This is a genomic window from Sphingomonas sp. CROZ-RG-20F-R02-07, from assembly GCF_022662335.1.
Taxonomy (GTDB): Bacteria; Pseudomonadota; Alphaproteobacteria; order Sphingomonadales; family Sphingomonadaceae; genus Sphingomonas.
This window is the reverse complement of the sequence record NZ_JAKNQJ010000003.1, coordinates 102,535-119,698: the sequence shown is the minus strand read 5'-3', so window position 1 is coordinate 119,698 and position 17,164 is coordinate 102,535. Positions and strand designations below refer to the sequence as shown.

13 protein-coding genes are annotated in these 17,164 nt (G+C 68.6%); 8 read left to right on the top strand and 5 right to left on the bottom strand.

Going from position 1 to position 17,164, the window contains the following annotated elements:
* Nucleotides 1–30: 30 nt before the first annotated feature.
* Entirely contained in the window at nucleotides 31–2,946 is a 2,916-nt protein-coding gene (locus tag L8H00_RS06255) for a M16 family metallopeptidase (protein WP_242096390.1), read from the top strand.
* A 54-nt stretch (nucleotides 2,947–3,000) separates the two neighbouring features.
* Here L8H00_RS06255 and L8H00_RS06250 read toward each other — a convergent pair whose 3' ends face one another.
* From L8H00_RS06250 to L8H00_RS06240, 3 genes are read right to left on the bottom strand one after another with little or no spacing between them, the layout of a single operon-like run.
* Entirely contained in the window at nucleotides 3,001–4,782 is a 1,782-nt protein-coding gene (locus L8H00_RS06250) for an AMP-dependent synthetase/ligase (protein WP_242096389.1), read from the bottom strand.
* Between the two features lie 39 nt (nucleotides 4,783–4,821).
* A complete protein-coding gene (locus L8H00_RS06245; protein WP_242096388.1) occupies nucleotides 4,822–6,552 on the bottom strand; it encodes a gamma-glutamyltransferase family protein in 1,731 nt (576 codons plus the stop codon).
* A 40-nt stretch (nucleotides 6,553–6,592) separates the two neighbouring features.
* Nucleotides 6,593–7,615, bottom strand: coding sequence for a quinone-dependent dihydroorotate dehydrogenase (locus L8H00_RS06240; RefSeq protein WP_242096387.1), 1,023 nt, complete (start codon nucleotides 7,613–7,615; stop codon nucleotides 6,593–6,595).
* A gap of 235 nt (nucleotides 7,616–7,850) precedes the next feature.
* Between L8H00_RS06240 and L8H00_RS06235 the strand changes: the two genes are divergently transcribed.
* The 7 genes from L8H00_RS06235 to L8H00_RS06205 are packed head-to-tail and all read left to right on the top strand — an operon-like array spanning nucleotide 7,851 to nucleotide 13,696.
* Complete coding sequence (locus L8H00_RS06235; RefSeq protein WP_242096386.1) at nucleotides 7,851–8,348, top strand: SUF system Fe-S cluster assembly regulator; 498 nt, start codon at nucleotides 7,851–7,853, stop codon at nucleotides 8,346–8,348.
* On the top strand, nucleotides 8,348–9,832 hold the full coding sequence (gene sufB / locus L8H00_RS06230; protein ID WP_242096385.1) for a Fe-S cluster assembly protein SufB: 1,485 nt from the start codon (nucleotides 8,348–8,350) through the stop codon (nucleotides 9,830–9,832). The genes L8H00_RS06235 and sufB overlap by 1 nt, the downstream gene beginning before the upstream one ends.
* A gap of 49 nt (nucleotides 9,833–9,881) precedes the next feature.
* Nucleotides 9,882–10,625, top strand: a complete 744-nt coding sequence (gene sufC / locus L8H00_RS06225) for a Fe-S cluster assembly ATPase SufC (RefSeq protein WP_242096384.1) — start codon at nucleotides 9,882–9,884, stop codon at nucleotides 10,623–10,625.
* Nucleotides 10,622–11,692: a SufD family Fe-S cluster assembly protein gene (locus tag L8H00_RS06220; protein WP_242096383.1), complete on the top strand. Its 1,071-nt coding sequence runs from the start codon at nucleotides 10,622–10,624 to the stop codon at nucleotides 11,690–11,692. The genes sufC and L8H00_RS06220 overlap by 4 nt, the downstream gene beginning before the upstream one ends.
* Nucleotides 11,692–12,900 (top strand): cysteine desulfurase, encoded by a 1,209-nt coding sequence (locus tag L8H00_RS06215; protein ID WP_242096382.1) that lies wholly within the window; start codon nucleotides 11,692–11,694, stop codon nucleotides 12,898–12,900. Before L8H00_RS06220 ends, L8H00_RS06215 begins: the two co-directional genes overlap by 1 nt.
* Entirely contained in the window at nucleotides 12,897–13,343 is a 447-nt protein-coding gene (locus tag L8H00_RS06210; RefSeq protein ID WP_242096381.1) for an SUF system Fe-S cluster assembly protein, read from the top strand. Before L8H00_RS06215 ends, L8H00_RS06210 begins: the two co-directional genes overlap by 4 nt.
* Complete coding sequence (locus L8H00_RS06205) at nucleotides 13,343–13,696, top strand: iron-sulfur cluster assembly accessory protein (protein ID WP_242096380.1); 354 nt, start codon at nucleotides 13,343–13,345, stop codon at nucleotides 13,694–13,696. Before L8H00_RS06210 ends, L8H00_RS06205 begins: the two co-directional genes overlap by 1 nt.
* Nucleotides 13,697–13,840: 144 nt before the next feature.
* Here the strand turns inward: L8H00_RS06205 and L8H00_RS06200 are convergent, their stop codons facing one another.
* Both L8H00_RS06200 and acnA read right to left on the bottom strand, forming a co-directional pair.
* Nucleotides 13,841–14,452: a hypothetical protein gene (locus tag L8H00_RS06200; protein WP_242096379.1), complete on the bottom strand. Its 612-nt coding sequence runs from the start codon at nucleotides 14,450–14,452 to the stop codon at nucleotides 13,841–13,843.
* Nucleotides 14,449–17,136: an aconitate hydratase AcnA gene (gene acnA, locus L8H00_RS06195; protein WP_242096378.1), complete on the bottom strand. Its 2,688-nt coding sequence runs from the start codon at nucleotides 17,134–17,136 to the stop codon at nucleotides 14,449–14,451. Before acnA ends, L8H00_RS06200 begins: the two co-directional genes overlap by 4 nt.
* Between the last annotated feature and the right edge of the window lie 28 nt (nucleotides 17,137–17,164).

The window sequence follows — 17,164 nt, the reverse complement described above, 5'->3', positions numbered from 1 at the left end:
CCGCGGGCGGCGGGGGGCTAGATAGCGCGGATGGCGTACCCCTTGCGCGCGTTTCGCGTCCCCGTCTTCGTCGGCCTCGCAATCGGCCTGGCGATTCCCGTCCTCGGTGCTCCCGCCCCGGATACGGGTGCGTCACCCGCGTTCCAGACGCCGGTCGACCCGAATGCGCCCACGCTGCCGTCGCTCACCGGCGTGGATACCACCGCCTGGCTGTACAAGGGCAGCGACATCACGCCCGATCCGGCGTGGAAATTCGCCACGCTCGCCAACGGCCTGCACGTCGCGGCGCGGCGCAACGCGGTGCCGCCGGGCCAGGTGTCGATCCGGGTGCGGATCGATGCCGGATCGCTGATGGAGACGGATGCGGAGCGCGGCTTCGCGCATTTCATCGAGCATCTGTCGTTCCGCGGATCGCGCTACGTGCCCGACGGCGAGGCCAAGCGTGTGTGGCAGCGGTTCGGCGCCACCTTCGGCTCCGATTCGAACGCGCAGACCACGCCCACCCAGACGACTTACAAGCTCGATTTGCCGTCGGCGACGCCCGCTGCGGTGGACGAGAGCCTGAAGATCCTGTCGGGGATGATGGCCGATCCGACGATCACCGATACCACGCTCAACGCCGAACGGCCCGTCGTGCTGGCCGAACAGCGCGAGCAGCCGGGGCCGCAGGTGCGCTTCGGCGAGGCGGTGCAGCGGGTGTTCTACGCGGGCCAGCCGCTCGCCGATCGCTCGCCGATCGGCCATGTGAAGACGCTGGAGGCGGCCACCGGCGCCACCGTCAAGGCGTTCCACGATCGCTGGTATCGGCCGACGCGCGCCACCGTGATCGTGTCGGGCGACATCGATCCCGCGGCGGTCGCGGCGCTGGTCGTCAAGAATTTCTCCGGCTGGCAGGGTGTGGGCCCGGCCCCCGCCGATCCCGATTTCGGCAAGCCCGATCCGACGAAGCCGACGACCGGCGCGATCGCGGAGGCCGGCCTGCCCCCCGTCGTCGCGATGGCAGTGGTGCGGCCATGGCATTTCAACGCGGACACCGTGATCTTCAACCAGAAGCGGCTGGTGGATACGCTCGCCGCGCGGCTCATCAGCCGCCGGCTGGAGCAGCGCGCGCGCACCGGCGGCAGCTTCCTCCAGGCGGGCGTCTCGATCGACGACGTCTCGCGTTCGGCCAACGTCACCTCGGTCAGCATCGTGCCCGTCGGCAATGATTGGGAACAGGCGCTGAAAGCGGTTCGCGGCGTGATCGCCGATGCCGAGACGACGCCCGCGACCCCCGCCGAGGTGGAGCGCGAATATGCCGATTTCGACACCATCATGCGCACCGCGGTCGAGACGGCGAAGGTGGAGGCGAGCGCCAAACAGGCCGACGACATGGGCGAGGCGCTCGATATCCGCGAGACGACCACCAGCCCCGAAACCAGCTACGCGATCCTGAAGGATGCGAAGGCGAAGGGGATGTTCACCCCCGCCACCTTGCTCGCCTCGACCAAGGCGATCTTCGCGGGCACCGCGACCCGTGCCGTGGTCAACACGCGCACGCCCGACGCCACCGCGGCGGCCCGGCTCGCCACCGCGCTGAAAGAGGACGTGAAGGCCGCGGTCGTGAAGCGCCGGACGCAGGGCGCGGTCGATTTCTCGATGCTGCCCGCGCTCGGCACCCCGGGAACGGTGGTGTCGCGCGAGCCGCTGGGCGGGCTCGAGATGGAGAAGATCGTCTTCTCGAACGGCGTGCGCATGCTGCTCTCCGCCAATGCGGGCGAGACCGGGCGCGTCTATGTCCGCGTGCGTTTCGGCGGCGGCTATAATGCGCTGCCCGCCGATCGGCCGAGCCCGGCGTGGGCGGGCGATCTCGCGCTGGTGCAGGGCGGGATCGGCAAGCTCGACCAGGGCGATCTGGAACAGCTGACGTCGGGACGGCGGATCGGGCTCGATTTCGACGTGAACGACGATGCCTTTTCGCTCAACGCGCTCACCTCGCCCGCCGATCTGGCGGACGAGTTGCGGCTGATGGCGGCCAAGCTCGCGCATCCCGGCTGGGATCCGGCGCCGGTGCAGCGGGCCAAGGCGGTCGCACTGGCGGGCTATGACGGTTACGATTCGTCGCCCGACGGCGTCTTGTCGCGCGATCTCGATCGGCTGCTGCACGACGGCGATCCGCGCTGGGGCGTGCCGCCGCGCGCGCAGATCGCCGCGCTCGATCCGAAGGATTTCCGCAGGCTGTGGGAGCCGTTGCTCGCGACCGGGCCGATCGAGGTGTCGGTGTTCGGCGACGTGAAGGCGGACGATGCGGTGGCGGCGGTGGCCAGGACGTTCGGCGCGCTCAAGCCGCGCGCGGCGAGCACCGCGGTGCCGCCGCCCGTGCGCTTCCCCGCGCACGATATCGCGCCGGTGATACGCACGCATACCGGCGCGGAAAACCAGGCGGTGGCGGTGATCGCCTGGCCGACGGGCGGCGGGATCGACGGCATCAAGGACAGCCGCCGGCTCGACGTGCTGGCGCAGGTGTTCAGCGACCGATTGTTCGAGAAGCTGCGCCAGGCAGATGGCGCGAGCTACAGCCCCAACGTGCAGAGCCAATGGCCGGTGGGGCTGGCGAGCGGTGGCCGGATGATCGCGATCGGCCAGGTGGCGCCCGCCAACGTCGACCTGTTCTTCCGCACCGCGCGCGGCATCGCCGCCGATCTGGCCGCGCACCCGCTCCAGCCCGACGAGCTGAAGCGGATCATGCTGCCGATGAGCCAGTTCCTGCTGCGCGCCTCCACCGGCAACCAGTTCTGGATGCAGCTTATGGCCGGCGCTGCCTATGATCCCCGCCGGATCGACGCGACGCGGTCGCTCGCCAGCGACTTCATCTCGATCACGCCCGCCGAACTGCAGGCGACCGCGGCCAAATATCTGCGGCCCGACAAGGATTGGACGATGGCGGTGGTGCCCAAGGGGAAGTGACGGGGGCCTTCCCCACTTCGTTCCCCGGCCTTCGCCGGGAAGCGGGAGAGGGATCTACGCCCGATACAACGCGTCCATCCGCTCGCCATAAACCTGCCGCAGCACGTGGCGGCGGATCTTCAGCGAGGGCGTCATCTGTTCGTTCTCGATGGTGAAGGCGCCGTCCGCCAGCACGAAGCGGCGGATGCGTTCGGTCACCGAGAGATCCTTGTTGGTGCGCTCGACCGCGGCGGAGAGCGCGGCGCGATAGTCGCTGTTCTCGCTCAGCCGCGCGAAATCGCACGTATCGCCATTCGCCGCGCACCAGCCTTGCGTCCATTCGGGATCGGGCACGATCAGCGCCACCATATAGGGGCGCCGGTCGCCCGCGATCATCGCCTGCCCGATCTCGGGCTGGAGCGTCAGCATCCCCTCCACCTTCTGCGGCGCGACATTGTCGCCCTTGTCGTTGATGATGAGATCCTTCTTGCGATCGGTGATGGCGATCCGGCCCGCCGCATCGATCTCGCCGATATCGCCGGTGTGGAGCCAGCCGTCCTTCAGCACGCGGGCGGTCGCCGCTTCGTCGCGCCAATAGCCGTGCATGACGAGTTCGCCGCGCACCAGGATCTCGCCGTCTTCGGCGATCCGCACCTCGGTATCGGCAAGCGGCGGTCCGACCGAATCCATCCGGATGCCGGCGCGGGGGCGGTTGCACGAGATGACCGGGCCCGCCTCGGTCTGGCCATAGCCCTGGAGGAAGGTGACGCCGATCGCATGGAAGAACAGCCCGACCTCGGGCGTGAGCGGCGCGCCGCCCGACACCATCGCCTTCATCCGGCCGCCGAACTTTTTGGCGATCTTGGGCTTGAACAGCGTGCCGACGATCGCCTGCATCGGCCGGTCGACGAGGCGCAGGCGGCCGTCATAGTCGCGCGTGCCGATCTCGATCGCCCGCTCCAGCAGATAGGCGGACGCGCCGCCCTGTTTGGCGATCGCCTTCGCGATCCGCGTGCGCAGCACCTCGAACAGGCGCGGCACCACGAACATGATGGTCGGGCGCACCTCCTCGATATTGGCGGCCAGCCGGTCGAGGCTTTCGGCGTAATAGATCTGCCCGCCGAGCGAGATCGGCATGTGCTGCCCGCCGGTATGTTCATAGGCGTGCGAGAGGGGGAGGAACGAGAGGAACACCTCCTCGTCGGTCGCGGGAAAATCCTCCGCGATGATCGCCGCGCACCCCGCCGCATTGTGGAGGATCGCGCCGTGATGCTGCATCACGCCGCGCGGCGCGCCGCCGGTGCCGCTGGTGTAGATGATGCAGGCGGTGTCCTCGCGGGTGAAATCGGCCTCGGCGGCGATCCGAGCGGGATCGGCGGGGTGGGCGGCGATCAGCGCGTGCCAGTCGTGCACGCCGATCCCGGTCTGGCCCAGCCGCATCTCCTCCATCCCGATCACCGCCTGCACGGTGCTCGATCGCAGCACGGCGGGCATCAGCGTGCGCGCGAGCTTCTGCGTCGAGACGATCACCGCGCGGGCGCCCGAATTCTCGATGATGTGCGCGTGGTCGCGTTCGGTGTTGGTGGTGTAGGCGGGCACGGTGATCGCACCCGATGCCATGATCGCCAGATCGGACAGGCACCATTCGGGCCGGTTCTCGGCCACCAGCATCACCCGGTCGCCGCGTTCGATCCCAATGGCGCGGAGCGCGGTGGCGAGCGATGCCACCTGCCGTGCGGCCTCGGCCCAGCTCGTCGCGATCCAGGCGCCCTCCCGCTTCGCCCAGAGAAACGGCGCGTCGCCCTTTTCTCGCGCGCGGGTGAAGAACATCGTGACGAGATTGGGGAAGCGCTCCATGCGCGTCTCTCCTGCTTTTTTCGTTATGGTTCTACGGCGTCATTCGGCGGGGCGGTTGGTCGGCGCGCCGACCCGGAGGATCGGGGCGACGCTGCCGTCCTCGGCCATCGCCACGCCTTCGCTGCGCGGATCGGCGGCGCCCACCCAGCGCCCGCCCACGCGTTCGATCGCATTGGCCTTGAGCCCGAGCGGTGCGCTCTGCACGTTTTCGCCCAGTCCGCGCAGCGCGGGCAGCATCGCGTCGAGCTGCGTGCCCTGTTCGGCGACCGCGACCGCGCCAGGTGCATAGAGCAGCCCCAGGCCGATCGCGTCCTGCGCCGACAGATGCCAGTCGAGCACGCCCACCAGCGCCTTGGCCACCTGCGCGATGATCGTGGAGCCACCCGCCGCGCCGATCGCGATCCGCACGCTGCCGTCGGGATTGTAGACGATCGTCGGCGACATCGAGCTGCGCGGCCGCTTGCCGCCCTCCACCCGGTTGGCGACGAGCGCACCGTCCTTTTCGGGAACGATGTCGAAATCGGTGAGCTGGTTGTTGAGGAAATTGCCCGAGACGGTGAGCCCCGATCCGAAATAGCCCTCGATCGTGGTCGTCACCTCGACGACATTGCCCTGCGCGTCGGTGGCGGCGAGATCGCTCGTGCCCGGCACTTCGCTGACGGTCGCCTTGATCCGCGGCGGCGCGCCGGCGGGAACGCCCGCCGAGACGCCGGCCATCGTCGTGTCCGGCGCGATCAGCGCGGAACGCTTTGCCAGATAACCCGGCGCGATCAGCCCCGCCACGGGCACGCGGACATGATCGGGATCGCCGAGATACAGATCGCGATCGGCATAGGCGAGCCGCTCGGATTCGGCGAACAGATGCCAGGCGACGGGTGAATCCTTGCCGAGCGCGGTCATGTCGAAGCGTTCGAGCTGCTTCAGGATCTGCAGCACCGCGACGCCCCCGGACGAGGGCGGCCCCATCCCGCAGATCCGGTAGGTCCGGTAGGTGCCGCACACCGGTGCGCGCGCCTTGGCGTCGTAGCTCGCCAGATCGCCGGCGGTCATCTTCGACGGATTGCGCGCCGCCCCGTCGACGGTGGCGACGATCGCCTGCGCGGTCGGCCCGACATAGAAGCTGCCGGCGCCGCGCGCGGCGATCTGCGTGAAGAGCGCGGCCTGTTCGGGGTTGCGCACCACCGTCCCGACCGGGAGCGGCCGTCCGTCCGCGCCGAACAGATGCGCGCGCGCCCAGGCATCGACATGGCCGCCGAACCGCGCCAGCCCGTTGTTGAGGCGCGGCGTGACCGCGAAGCCATCGGTGGCGAGCCGGATCGCCGGCGCGAACAGCCGCGCCCAGGGAAGCCTGCCGCCCTGTTCGTGCGCCTTCGCCATCAGCCGCAGGATGCCGGGCACGCCGACGCTGCGCCCGCCCGGCACCGCATCGGCGTGGCTGAGTGGCTGGCCGTCGGGGCCGTAGAACCAGTGCGCGTCCGCCGCCATCGGCGCGGCCTCGCGGCCGTCGATCGTGGTGGTGCGGCCGTGCGCCTGCGCCACCCAGAAGCCGCCGCCGCCGATCCCCGAATTCTGCGGCTCGACGACGTTCAGCGCGAGCATCGCCGCGATCGCCGCATCGGTGGCGCTGCCGCCCGCGCGCAGCATCTCCACCCCCGCCGCCGCGGCACGCGGATCGGCGGCGCTCACCATCCCCGCCGCGGGGATGTTCGTGCGCGCGGCGAGGCCGACGGGAAGCGTGGCGAGCAGGGCGGCGAGGAGCAGGCGTTTCATTGCGCCCGATCGTAACGGCCTTTGCCCTAGGGGCAAGCCGCTATGCCGTGCCCACCGCCTCCGCGACGCTGGCGAAACCGTCGCGTTCGAGCAGCTTGTCCAGATCGCGCAGGATCCGGAGCGCCAGCCCCGGCCCTTCATAGACGAGCGCGGTGTAGAGCTGGACCAGCGCCGCGCCGCTGCGGATCCGCGCATAGGCCTCCGCCCCGCTGCCGATGCCGCCTACCGCGACGAGCGGGATCGCCGCGCCCGTGGCCGCCCGGAAATCGCGCAGCCGCTGGTGCGCGAGCGCGGCGAGCGGCGCGCCCGACAGGCCGCCGATCTCCGCCCGGCCCGGCGACACCAGGTCCGGCCGCGTGACCGTGGTGTTGCCGACGATCAACGCGTCGACCCGCGCGTCGATCGCGGTGCGCGCGATATGGTCGATCGCGTCCGGCTCCAGATCGGGCGCGACCTTGAGGAAGAGCGGGGTGGTGCCCCGCGCCGCGCCGCAGGCGGCGAGCAGTTCGGCGAGCGCCGCGCCCTGCAGGTCGCGCAGGCCTGGCGTGTTGGGCGAGCTGATGTTGATCGTGACGTAATCGGCGTGCGGCGCGGCGGCGGCGACGCCGTGGACGTAATCGGCGATCCGGTCCGCGGCATCCTTGTTCGCGCCGACATTGATGCCGAGCACGCCCGCGCGCTTTGCCGGCAGCCGGGCGAGCGCCGCCGCCAGCCCGCCATTGTTGAAGCCGAAGCGGTTCACCACCGCGCGATCCTCGGGCAGGCGGAACAGGCGCGGGCGGGGATTGCCGGGCTGGGGCAGGGGGGTGAGCGTTCCCACCTCGACGCTGCCGAAGCCGAGCCCGAAGAACCCGCCCACCGCATGCGCGTCCTTGTCGACGCCGGCCGCGAGCCCCAGCGGATTGGAAAAGGCGATCCCCGCCACGGTCGTCGCCAGCCGGGTGGACGCGAAGGCCGGCGCGAGCGGCGCCCCGGCGCGGCCCCAGGCGGCAAGCGCCGCGATCGTCAGCCCGTGGGCGCGCTCGGCATCGATCCGGAACAGGAGCGGGTGGTAGAAGGCCATCGGAATTCCCTCTCCCCCTGGGAGAGGGAGGGAGCCGCGGTAGCGGCGGAAGGGCGAGGGTGACAAGCGCAATGCCGATCATCCGTCTCACCCTCACTCTTCCGCGACCGTGTCGCTCCCTCCCTTTCCCAAGGGGAGAGGGAAAACCCTGCGAGTCGTTCGCAGCCAAACCGGGTTGACGCGTGTGCGGCACCGCACCATCTGCAATCCGAGCGATCCGTTCCGATTGGAAACCATGCGCCTGTCCAGTCTTGCCGACTATGCCGTCGTGATGATGTCGGCCGCCGCGCGCCATTGTGGCGGCGTGGCGCGGCTGAACGCGACGCTGCTGGCCGAGGAGACCGGCGTGCCGCTGCCGACCGCGCAGAAGCTCGTCAGCCGCCTGTCTTCGGCCGGGCTACTGGAAAGCGCGCGCGGCACCGGCGGCGGGTTTCGCCTGGCGCGGCCGCCGGCGTCGATCAGCCTGGCCGATATCGTCGAGGCGGTGGAGGGGCCGATCGCGCTTACCGCCTGTGTCGAGGATGGCCGGCAGGATTGCGGGCTGGATCACCATTGTTCGGTCAAGCCGCACTGGAACGCGGTCAACGATGCCGTGCGCGGCGCGCTCGCGGGCGTATCGCTGGCGTCGCTGGCGTCGTCCTTCCCCGGCGACGGCCGGAGTCCGGCCGCGACCTCACTGCAACCTTCCCAACTGGACCCCGGCCTTCGCCGGGGAACGAGAGTGACCGTATAATGGCTACCCGCAACGCCGAGGCTTATGCCGCCGCGAACAAGACCTACGAATGGGGTTTCTCCTCTGACATCGAGCAGGAATTCGCGCCCAAGGGGCTGAGCGAGGACACCGTTCGCTACATCTCCGCCAAGAAGGGCGAGCCGGCCTGGATGCTCGACTGGCGGCTGAAGGCGTTTGCCTTGTGGCAGACGATGGAGGCGCCCGACTGGTCGAAGCTGAAAATGCCGCCGATCGACTATCAGGACGCCTATTATTACGCCGAGCCCAAGGCGAAGCCGAAACTGGGCTCGCTGGACGAGGTCGATCCCGAGATCCTGCGCGTCTATGAAAAGCTCGGCATCCCGATCGCCGAGCAGAAGATGCTCGCGGGCGTCGAGGAGACGAACGAGGACGGCACGCCGAAGCGCCGCGTCGCCGTGGACGCGGTGTTCGACAGCGTGTCGGTCGCCACCACCTTCCGCAAGGAGCTGGAGGCGGCGGGGGTGATCTTCCGCTCCATCTCGGAGGCGATCAAGGAATATCCCGATCTGATCCGCAAGTGGCTCGGCAAGGTGGTGCCGCAGCGCGACAATTATTTCGCGACGCTCAACAGCGCGGTCTTCTCGGACGGCACCTTCGTCTACATTCCCGAAGGCGTGCGCTGCCCGATGGAGCTCAGCACCTATTTCCGCATCAATGCCGAGAATACCGGCCAGTTCGAACGCACGCTGATCGTCGCGGACAAGGGCAGCTACGTCTCCTATCTGGAGGGCTGCACCGCGCCGATGCGCGACGAGAACCAGTTGCACGCCGCCGTCGTCGAACTGGTGGCGCTGGACGATGCCGAGATCAAATATTCGACCGTGCAGAACTGGTATCCTGGCGACGAGAACGGCGTCGGCGGGATCTACAATTTCGTCACCAAGCGTGCGCTGTGCCAGGGCAAGAACAGCAAGGTGAGCTGGACGCAGGTCGAGACGGGCTCCGCGATCACCTGGAAATACCCGTCCTGCGTGCTGGCGGGCGACGGGTCGGTCGGCGAATTCTATTCGGTCGCGGTGACCAACAACCGCCAGCAGGCGGACACCGGCACCAAGATGATCCATCTGGGCAAGAACACCCGTTCGACCATCGTGTCGAAGGGCATTTCGGCGGGGCGCAGCGACAACACGTATCGCGGGCTGGTGCGCGTCGCGCCGACCGCGGAGGGCGTGCGCAACTTCACCCAGTGCGACAGTCTGTTGCTGGGCGACCAGTGCGGCGCGCATACCGTGCCCTATATCGAGGTGCGCAACCCCTCGGCGCAGATCGAGCATGAGGCGACGACGTCGAAGATCAGCGAGGACCAGCTGTTCTATGCCATGTCGCGCGGGCTTGATGCGGAGGCCGCGGTGGCGCTGATCGTCAACGGCTTCGCGCGCGAGGTGCTCCAGCAACTGCCCATGGAATTCGCGGTCGAGGCGCAGAAGCTGCTGGGGATCTCGCTCGAAGGCTCGGTCGGATGATGCCGCAGAACGCCGATCGCTGCCTCACACTTTTTGCCAAGAGTTCATCATGCTGAAAATCGAAAACCTTCACGCCGAGATCGACGGCAAGGAAATCCTCAAGGGTCTCACCCTCACCGTGAACGCGGGCGAGGTCCATGCGATCATGGGGCCGAACGGCGCGGGCAAGTCGACGCTCGGCTACGTGCTCGGCGGGCGGCCCGGCTACGAAGTGACCGCGGGATCGGTGACGTTCGACGGGCAGGATCTGCTCGCAATCGACGCGCATGAGCGCGCGGCGGCGGGCGTCTTCCTCGGTTTCCAATATCCGGTCGAGATCCCCGGCGTGTCGAACGTCCAGTTCCTGCGCGAGGCGTTGAATGCCCAGCGCGCGAGCCGCGACGAGAAGCCGCTGTCGGGCGGCGAATTCCTCAAGCTCGCGCGCGGGCAGGCCGATCTGCTCGGCATGGATCACGACATGCTCAAGCGGCCGGTGAACGTCGGCTTTTCGGGCGGCGAGAAGAAGCGCAACGAGATGGTGCAGATGGGCATCGTCGACCCGAAGTTCGCGATCCTGGACGAGACCGACAGCGGCCTCGACATCGACGCGCTGCGCATCGTCGGCGACGGGATCAACCGGATCATGCGCAAGCCCGACAAGGCGGTGCTGCTCATCACCCATTATCAGCGGCTGCTGGATTATGTCGCGCCCGATTTCGTCCACGTGCTCGAAGCCGGGCGCATCACGCGTACCGGCGGTGCCGAACTCGCGCACCAGCTCGAGCGCGAGGGCTATGCGGCGGTGAACGCGTGAGCCTGCTCGAACTCCCCTCCACCCGCGCCGAGGCGTGGCGCTGGGCCGATCTCGGCGCGCTGTCCGCCGCGGCGGCGCTCGCGCCCGTGGCTTATGGCCAGGCGGACCATTTCCTCGATCTGCCCGGCGCGCGGCTGCTGTTCGTCGACGGCGTGCTGGATGCCGGGCGGAGCGAACTCGGGCCGGTGGTGCTCGCCGATCTGTCCGGCCACGATCATCCGCTCGGCCGGCATGCGCAGGGCCGTGGCTGGTCGCTGCGGCTGGCCAAGGACGCCGCCGCCGATCCGGTGCAGATCGTCCATGTCGCGACGGGCGCGGAGAACCATCTTCCCGCCGAGATCGTGCTGGGCGGCGACGCCACCGCGCAGGTGATCGAGACGTTCGTCGGCGCCGGCTGGTCCAACCGTGCCACCATGATCCGGATCGGCGCCGCGGCCCGGCTCCAGCGCTCGGTGCGGCTGCTTCAGGGCGCGGGCTTCGTCAGCCTGCGCGAGGATGTCGAGCTGGGCGCGGGCGCGAGCCTCGTCGCGGTGTTCCTGGGCGCTGGCGCCGCGGGATCGCGGATCGACGGCGGCGTGCGCGTGGGGCAGGGCGGCTATGCCGAACTGGGCGGCGCGCTGCTGACCAGCGGCACGCAGCGCCAGGAATGCGCGGCGCGCGTCCACCATGCCGAGCCGGACGGCCAGTCGCACCAGCTCTGGCGCGCGGTCGCGGCGGACCGTTCGGTCGCGAGCCTCGCCGCCGCGGTCGAAGTGGCGCGCCACGCGCAGAAGACGGATGGCGAGCAGTCGCTGCGCGGCCTGCTGCTCCAGCGCACCGCGACGGTGAACCTGAAGCCCGAGCTGGAGATCTTCGCCGACGACGTGAAATGCGCGCATGGCGCCACGGTCGGCGAGCTCGACCGGCGCGCGCTGTTCTACATGGAAAGCCGCGGCATTCCGCGTCCGCGCGCGCAGGCGCTGCTGACGCGCGCGTTCGTTGGCGATGCGCTCGACCGGATCGCCGACGAGACGGTGCGCGACGCCTTTGCCGCGGACGCCGATGCGTGGCTGGCGGCGTTGTTGTGATGACGCAGGCCGACCGGCCGCTCGACGCGCTCGCCGATTTTCCGGCGATCCCGGCGGGCTGGGCGTATCTCGACACCGCCGCCACCGCGCAGAAGCCGAAGGCGGTGGTCGACGCGGTCGCGCGCGCCTATGGCGAGACCTATGCCACGGTGCATCGCGGCGTGTACCAGCGTTCCGCCGACATGACGCTGGCCTATGAAGCGGCGCGGGCCAAGGTCGCGCGCTTCATCGGCGCGGGCAGCGCGGACGAGATCGTCTTCGTCCGCGGCGCGACGGAGGCGATCAACCTCGTCGCCCAATCCCATGCCGCGACGCATCTGAAGGCCGGCGACCGCATCCTGCTCTCGATGCTCGAACATCATTCGAACATCGTGCCGTGGCAGATGGTGGCGGAGGCCAAGGGACTCGCGATCGACGTGCTGCCGCTCACCGCCGATCACCGTATCGATCTGGATGCGATGGCGCGGATGCTGACGCCCGCGCACAAGCTGGTGGCGCTGGCGCATGTGTCGAATGTGCTGGGATCGGTGCTGGACGCCCGCCGCGCGGCGGATCTGGCACACGGTGTCGGCGCGAAGCTGCTACTCGACGGGTGCCAGGCGGTGCCGCGGATCGCGGTGGACATGGCCGCGCTCGATTGCGACTTCTACGCCTTTTCGGGGCACAAGCTGTACGGCCCGACCGGGATCGGCGTGTTGTGGGCGCGAGCCGACCTGCTGGAGGCGATGCCGCCGTGGCAGGGGGGCGGTTCGATGATCGACCGGGTAAGTTTCGCGCGCACCACCTATGCGCCGCCGCCGGGCCGGTTCGAGGCGGGGACACCGCACATCGTCGGCGCGCTGGGGCTGGCGGCGGCGATCGACTATGTCGCGGCGCTGGGGCTGGACGCGATCCACGCGCACGAAACCGCGCTGGTGACGCGCACGCGCGCGGCGCTGGCGGGGATCAACTCGGTGCGCGTCTACGGGCCGGCGGATTCCGCCGGAATCGTGAGCTTCACGGTGGAGGGGGTGCATCCGCACGACGTCGCCACCATCTTGGACGAGGGTCGGGTGGCGATCCGGGCCGGGCACCACTGCGCGCAGCCGCTGATGGAGGCGCTGGGCGTCGGCGCCACGGCCCGCGCCAGCTTCGGCGTCTATAACGGCCCCGCCGATGTCGACGCGCTGGTCAAGGGTATCGAGAGAGTGACGAGGATCTTCGGATGAGCGACCGGATCGAGATCGAGGAAGTGGACGCCGTGGCGCCGCCGCCCAGGGCACGCGTCGAGGATGCCCCGCGCGAGCGCGATTATCTCCAGGGCTTTCTCGCGCAGAAGCCGCAGGCCGATCCCGCGGGCGAGCCTGGCGGCGCGCTGTACGAGGCGGTCGTCGAGGCGTTGAAGGAGATCTACGATCCCGAGATCCCGGTGAACATCTACGAGCTGGGCCTGATCTACGGCGTCGACGTCACGCAGGACGGCCATGCCGCGGTGACGATGACGCTGACGACGCCGCATTGCCCGGTCGCCGAGTCGATGCCCGCCGAGGTCGAGCTGCGCGTGAGCGCGGTGCCCGGCATCGCCACCGCCGAGGTGGCGCTGGTGTGGGATCCGCCCTGGGATCCGCAGAAGATGTCGGACGAGGCGAAGCTCGAACTGGGGATGCTGTGATGGCCACCGCCGTGCGCCAGCGCCCCGCCGCGCTGATCCTGACGCCCACCGCGCACGCGCGGATCGCCGCGCTGATGGCGCGGGCGCCCGAAGGGGCGATCGGCGTAAAGCTCTCCACCCCCAAGCGCGGCTGTTCGGGCCTCGCCTATTCGGTCGATTACGTCACCGAGGCCAAGCCGTTCGACGAGCGCATCGACACGCCCGGCGGCACGCTGTTCGTCGACGGCGGTTCGATCCTCTATCTCATCGGATCGACGATGGACTGGGTGGAGGATGATTTCACCGCCGGCTTCGTGTTCCAGAACCCGAACGCCAAGGGCGCGTGCGGCTGCGGCGAGAGCTTCACCGTCTAGGCGGGATGGTGTTCGTTCAATCCCGTCTCTCAGTCCGTTCGTGCTGAGCTTGTCGAAGCACGCGCTCCGCAGGCGTGTCGTCGCCGTCGGTAGAGGCCCTTCGACACGCTCAGGGCGAACGGTTCGAAGTAACGCCATCAGGTTCTAGGGCTGGATCCCGTCCCATTCGGCGCGGTGGTCGGCGGCGTGGTTCTCCATGCCGGGCCGCGTCAGATAGCCGCGGGCGTCTGGGATATGCGCGTAGATCATCCGTTGCGGCTTTTCGTGCCAGGACAGGTTGAACGCCCAGCGCACGGGAAAGAACTCCATCGCCGAATAGGGGAGATGGTCGTGCACCCACCAGGCCAGCCGCTTCCAGTCGCCCGGCTGGTCGAAGCGGTTTGCGAAGCCCGGCACGACGATGCAGGCGGTCGCGCCCATATGGCCGGCGAAATCGCGCAGATCCCAGATGTGATGCGCCGCGTTGCGGGCGTTGGACGCGCAATTATAGCTCTTGGCGGCGCCCAGCGCGTTCACCTCGGCCGAGCGATAGGCGGAGCGGATCGCGATCCGCCCGAACGCGTCCTGCAACGGTTCGAGCAGATCCTCGCACAGCCGCGTTCCTGCCGCGATCGCCAGGTCGGGATCGTCGGGGATGTTCGACAGCCCATGGATCGCGGCGATGTCCGAATAGAGGAAATCGCGCAGGAAAAAGCTCTTGGAGAGGGGAACGCGGCCAAGCTCGTCCAGCTTGGCCACGCTCTGCGGCTTCCTCAAGCCGCCAGCTTCCTCAGCACGTACTGGAGGATGCCGCCGTTGAGGAAATAATCCAGCTCGTTGACCGTATCGATCCGGCAGCGCGTCGCGATCGTCTCGGTGGTGCCGTCGGCGCGGGTCATCTCCACCTCGACCTGCTGGCGGGGGCGAAGGGCGGCCACGTCGCGGATCGTGAACGTCTCCGTTCCGTCGAGCTTCAGCGACTTGCGGTCCACGCCGTCGGCGAACTGGAGCGGGATCACGCCCATGCCGACGAGGTTCGAACGGTGGATTCGCTCGAAGCTTTCGGCGATCACCGCGCGCACGCCCAGCAGGTTGGTGCCCTTGGCCGCCCAGTCGCGCGACGAGCCGGTGCCATATTCCTTGCCCGCGATCACGACGAGCGGCACGCCGTCCGCCTTGTAGCGCATCGCGGCGTCGTAGATCGGCATCGTCTCGCCCTGATAGGACGTCATGCCGCCCTCGACGCCCGGCACCATCTCGTTGCGGATGCGGATGTTGGCGAAGGTGCCGCGCATCATCACTTCATGATTGCCGCGGCGCGCGCCGTAGCCGTTGAAGTCGGCCTTGGTAACCTGATGATCCAGCAGGTAGATGCCGGCCGGCGAGTCGGCGCGGATGCTGCCGGCCGGGCTGATGTGATCGGTGGTGATCGAATCGCCCAGGATCGCCAGCGGCTTGGCGTCGATCACGTCCGTCACCGGCTCCGGGGTCATCGACATGCCCTCGAAATAGGGCGGGTTCGCGACATAGGTGGAGCCGGCGCGCCACTGATAGGTGTCCGAGCCGGTCACGTCGATCTCGCGCCATTTGGCACCGCCGGCATAGACGTCGCCATAGCGGCTGGCGAACATGCCGGCATCGATATTGGCGTTCATCATCGTGGTCACTTCGGCGTTGGTCGGCCAGATGTCGCGCAGATACACGTCGTTGCCGTCGGTGCCCTGGCCGAGTGGCGTCTCGATCATGTCGCTCGTGACGCTGCCCTTGATCGCATAGGCGACGACGAGCGGGGGCGAGGCGAGGAAGTTGGCGCGCACATCGGGGCTGACGCGTCCCTCGAAATTGCGGTTGCCCGACAGCACCGAGGCGGCGACGAGATCGTTCTCGTTGATCGCGGCCGAAATCTCGGTCGCGAGCGGCCCCGAATTGCCGATGCAGGTCGTGCAGCCATAGCCGACCAGGTTGAAGCCGAGCGCGTTCAGGTCGTCGGACAGCCCCGCCTTGTCGAGATAGTCGGTGACGACCTGGCTACCGGGCGCCAGGCTGGTCTTCACCCAGGGTTTGGCGGTGAGGCCGAGCGCGCGGGCCTTGCGCGCGACGAGACCGGCGGCGACCAGCACCGACGGGTTCGACGTGTTGGTGCAGCTCGTGATCGCGGCGATCACGACGTCGCCGTCGCCGATGTCATGGTCGCGGTTGGCGACGGCGGCGCGCTGCGGGCGCTCCTTGTGGTAGATCTTGAACAGATCGCCGTTGAACACCTCGTCCACCTTGCCGAGGCTCACCCGGTCCTGCGGGCGCTTGGGGCCGGCGAGGCTGGCGGTCACCGAACCCATGTCGAGTTCGAGCGTATCGGTGAACAGCGGATCCTCGGCATCGTCGTGGCGCCAGAAGCCGTTCGCCTTGGCATAGGCCTCGGTGAGCGCGATCGTCTCCTCCGAGCGCGCGGTGAGGCGCATGTAATCCATCGTGCGCTCGTCGATCGGGAAGAAGCCGCAGGTCGCGCCATATTCGGGCGCCATGTTGGCGATCGTCGCGCGGTCGGCGAGCGTCATCGAGGCGAGGCCGGGGCCGAAGAACTCGACGAAACGGCCGACCACGCCCTTGGCGCGCAGCATCTGCGTGACCGTCAGCACGAGGTCGGTCGCGGTGATGCCCTCGCCGAGCGCGCCGGTCAGCTTGAAGCCGACGACTTCGGGGATCAGCATCGACACCGGCTGGCCGAGCATCGCGGCTTCCGCCTCGATCCCGCCGACGCCCCAGCCGAGGACGCCGAGGCCGTTGACCATCGTGGTGTGGCTGTCGGTGCCGACGAGCGTGTCGGGATAGGCGATCGTCGCACCGCCCTTCGCATGATCGCCGGTCTCGGTGGAGGACCAGATCGCCTGGCTGACATATTCCAGGTTCACCTGGTGGCAGATGCCGGTGCCGGGCGGCACGACCTGGAAATTGTCGAGCGCCTTCGATCCCCATTTCAGGAACTCGTAGCGTTCGATGTTGCGCTGATATTCGAGATCGACGTTATCTTCGAACGCCTTGGGGCTGCCGAATTCGTCGACCATCACCGAATGGTCGATCACCAGATGCACGGGCACCTGCGGATTGATCTTCTCGGGATTGCCGCCGAGCTTGGTCATGGCATCGCGCATCGCCGCCAGATCGACCACGCAGGGCACGCCGGTGAAATCCTGCATCAGCACGCGCGCGGGGCGATACTGGATCTCGCGATCGGAGCGCTGCTCCTTCTGCCAGTCGACGATTGCCTGGATATCGGCCTCGGTGACGGTCACGCCATCCTCGAAGCGCAGCATGTTCTCCAGCAGCACCTTCATCGAGAAGGGCAGCCGATCGATGTTGCCGTATTTTGCCGCCGCCTTGGCGAGGCTGAAATAATCATAGAATTTTCCGCCCGCTTCGAGCGTGGCGCGGGTGCCGAGCGTGTCCTGGCCGATGGCAGTCATGGGGGTCCTTCCCTTGGAGCCGGGCGCG

Coding starts and splice junctions, on each gene's coding strand:
- L8H00_RS06250 (WP_242096389.1), bottom strand. CDS start 4,782: ATGGAGCGCTTCCCCAATCTCGTCACGATGTTCTTCACCCGCGCGCGA.
- L8H00_RS06240 (WP_242096387.1), bottom strand. CDS start 7,615: ATGGCCTTCTACCACCCGCTCCTGTTCCGGATCGATGCCGAGCGCGCC.
- L8H00_RS06205 (WP_242096380.1), top strand. CDS start 13,343: ATGGCCACCGCCGTGCGCCAGCGCCCCGCCGCGCTGATCCTGACGCCC.
- L8H00_RS06245 (WP_242096388.1), bottom strand. CDS start 6,552: ATGAAACGCCTGCTCCTCGCCGCCCTGCTCGCCACGCTTCCCGTCGGC.
- L8H00_RS06235 (WP_242096386.1), top strand. CDS start 7,851: ATGCGCCTGTCCAGTCTTGCCGACTATGCCGTCGTGATGATGTCGGCC.
- sufC (WP_242096384.1), top strand. CDS start 9,882: ATGCTGAAAATCGAAAACCTTCACGCCGAGATCGACGGCAAGGAAATC.
- L8H00_RS06210 (WP_242096381.1), top strand. CDS start 12,897: ATGAGCGACCGGATCGAGATCGAGGAAGTGGACGCCGTGGCGCCGCCG.
- L8H00_RS06215 (WP_242096382.1), top strand. CDS start 11,692: ATGACGCAGGCCGACCGGCCGCTCGACGCGCTCGCCGATTTTCCGGCG.
- acnA (WP_242096378.1), bottom strand. CDS start 17,136: ATGACTGCCATCGGCCAGGACACGCTCGGCACCCGCGCCACGCTCGAA.
- sufB (WP_242096385.1), top strand. CDS start 8,348: ATGGCTACCCGCAACGCCGAGGCTTATGCCGCCGCGAACAAGACCTAC.
- L8H00_RS06255 (WP_242096390.1), top strand. CDS start 31: ATGGCGTACCCCTTGCGCGCGTTTCGCGTCCCCGTCTTCGTCGGCCTC.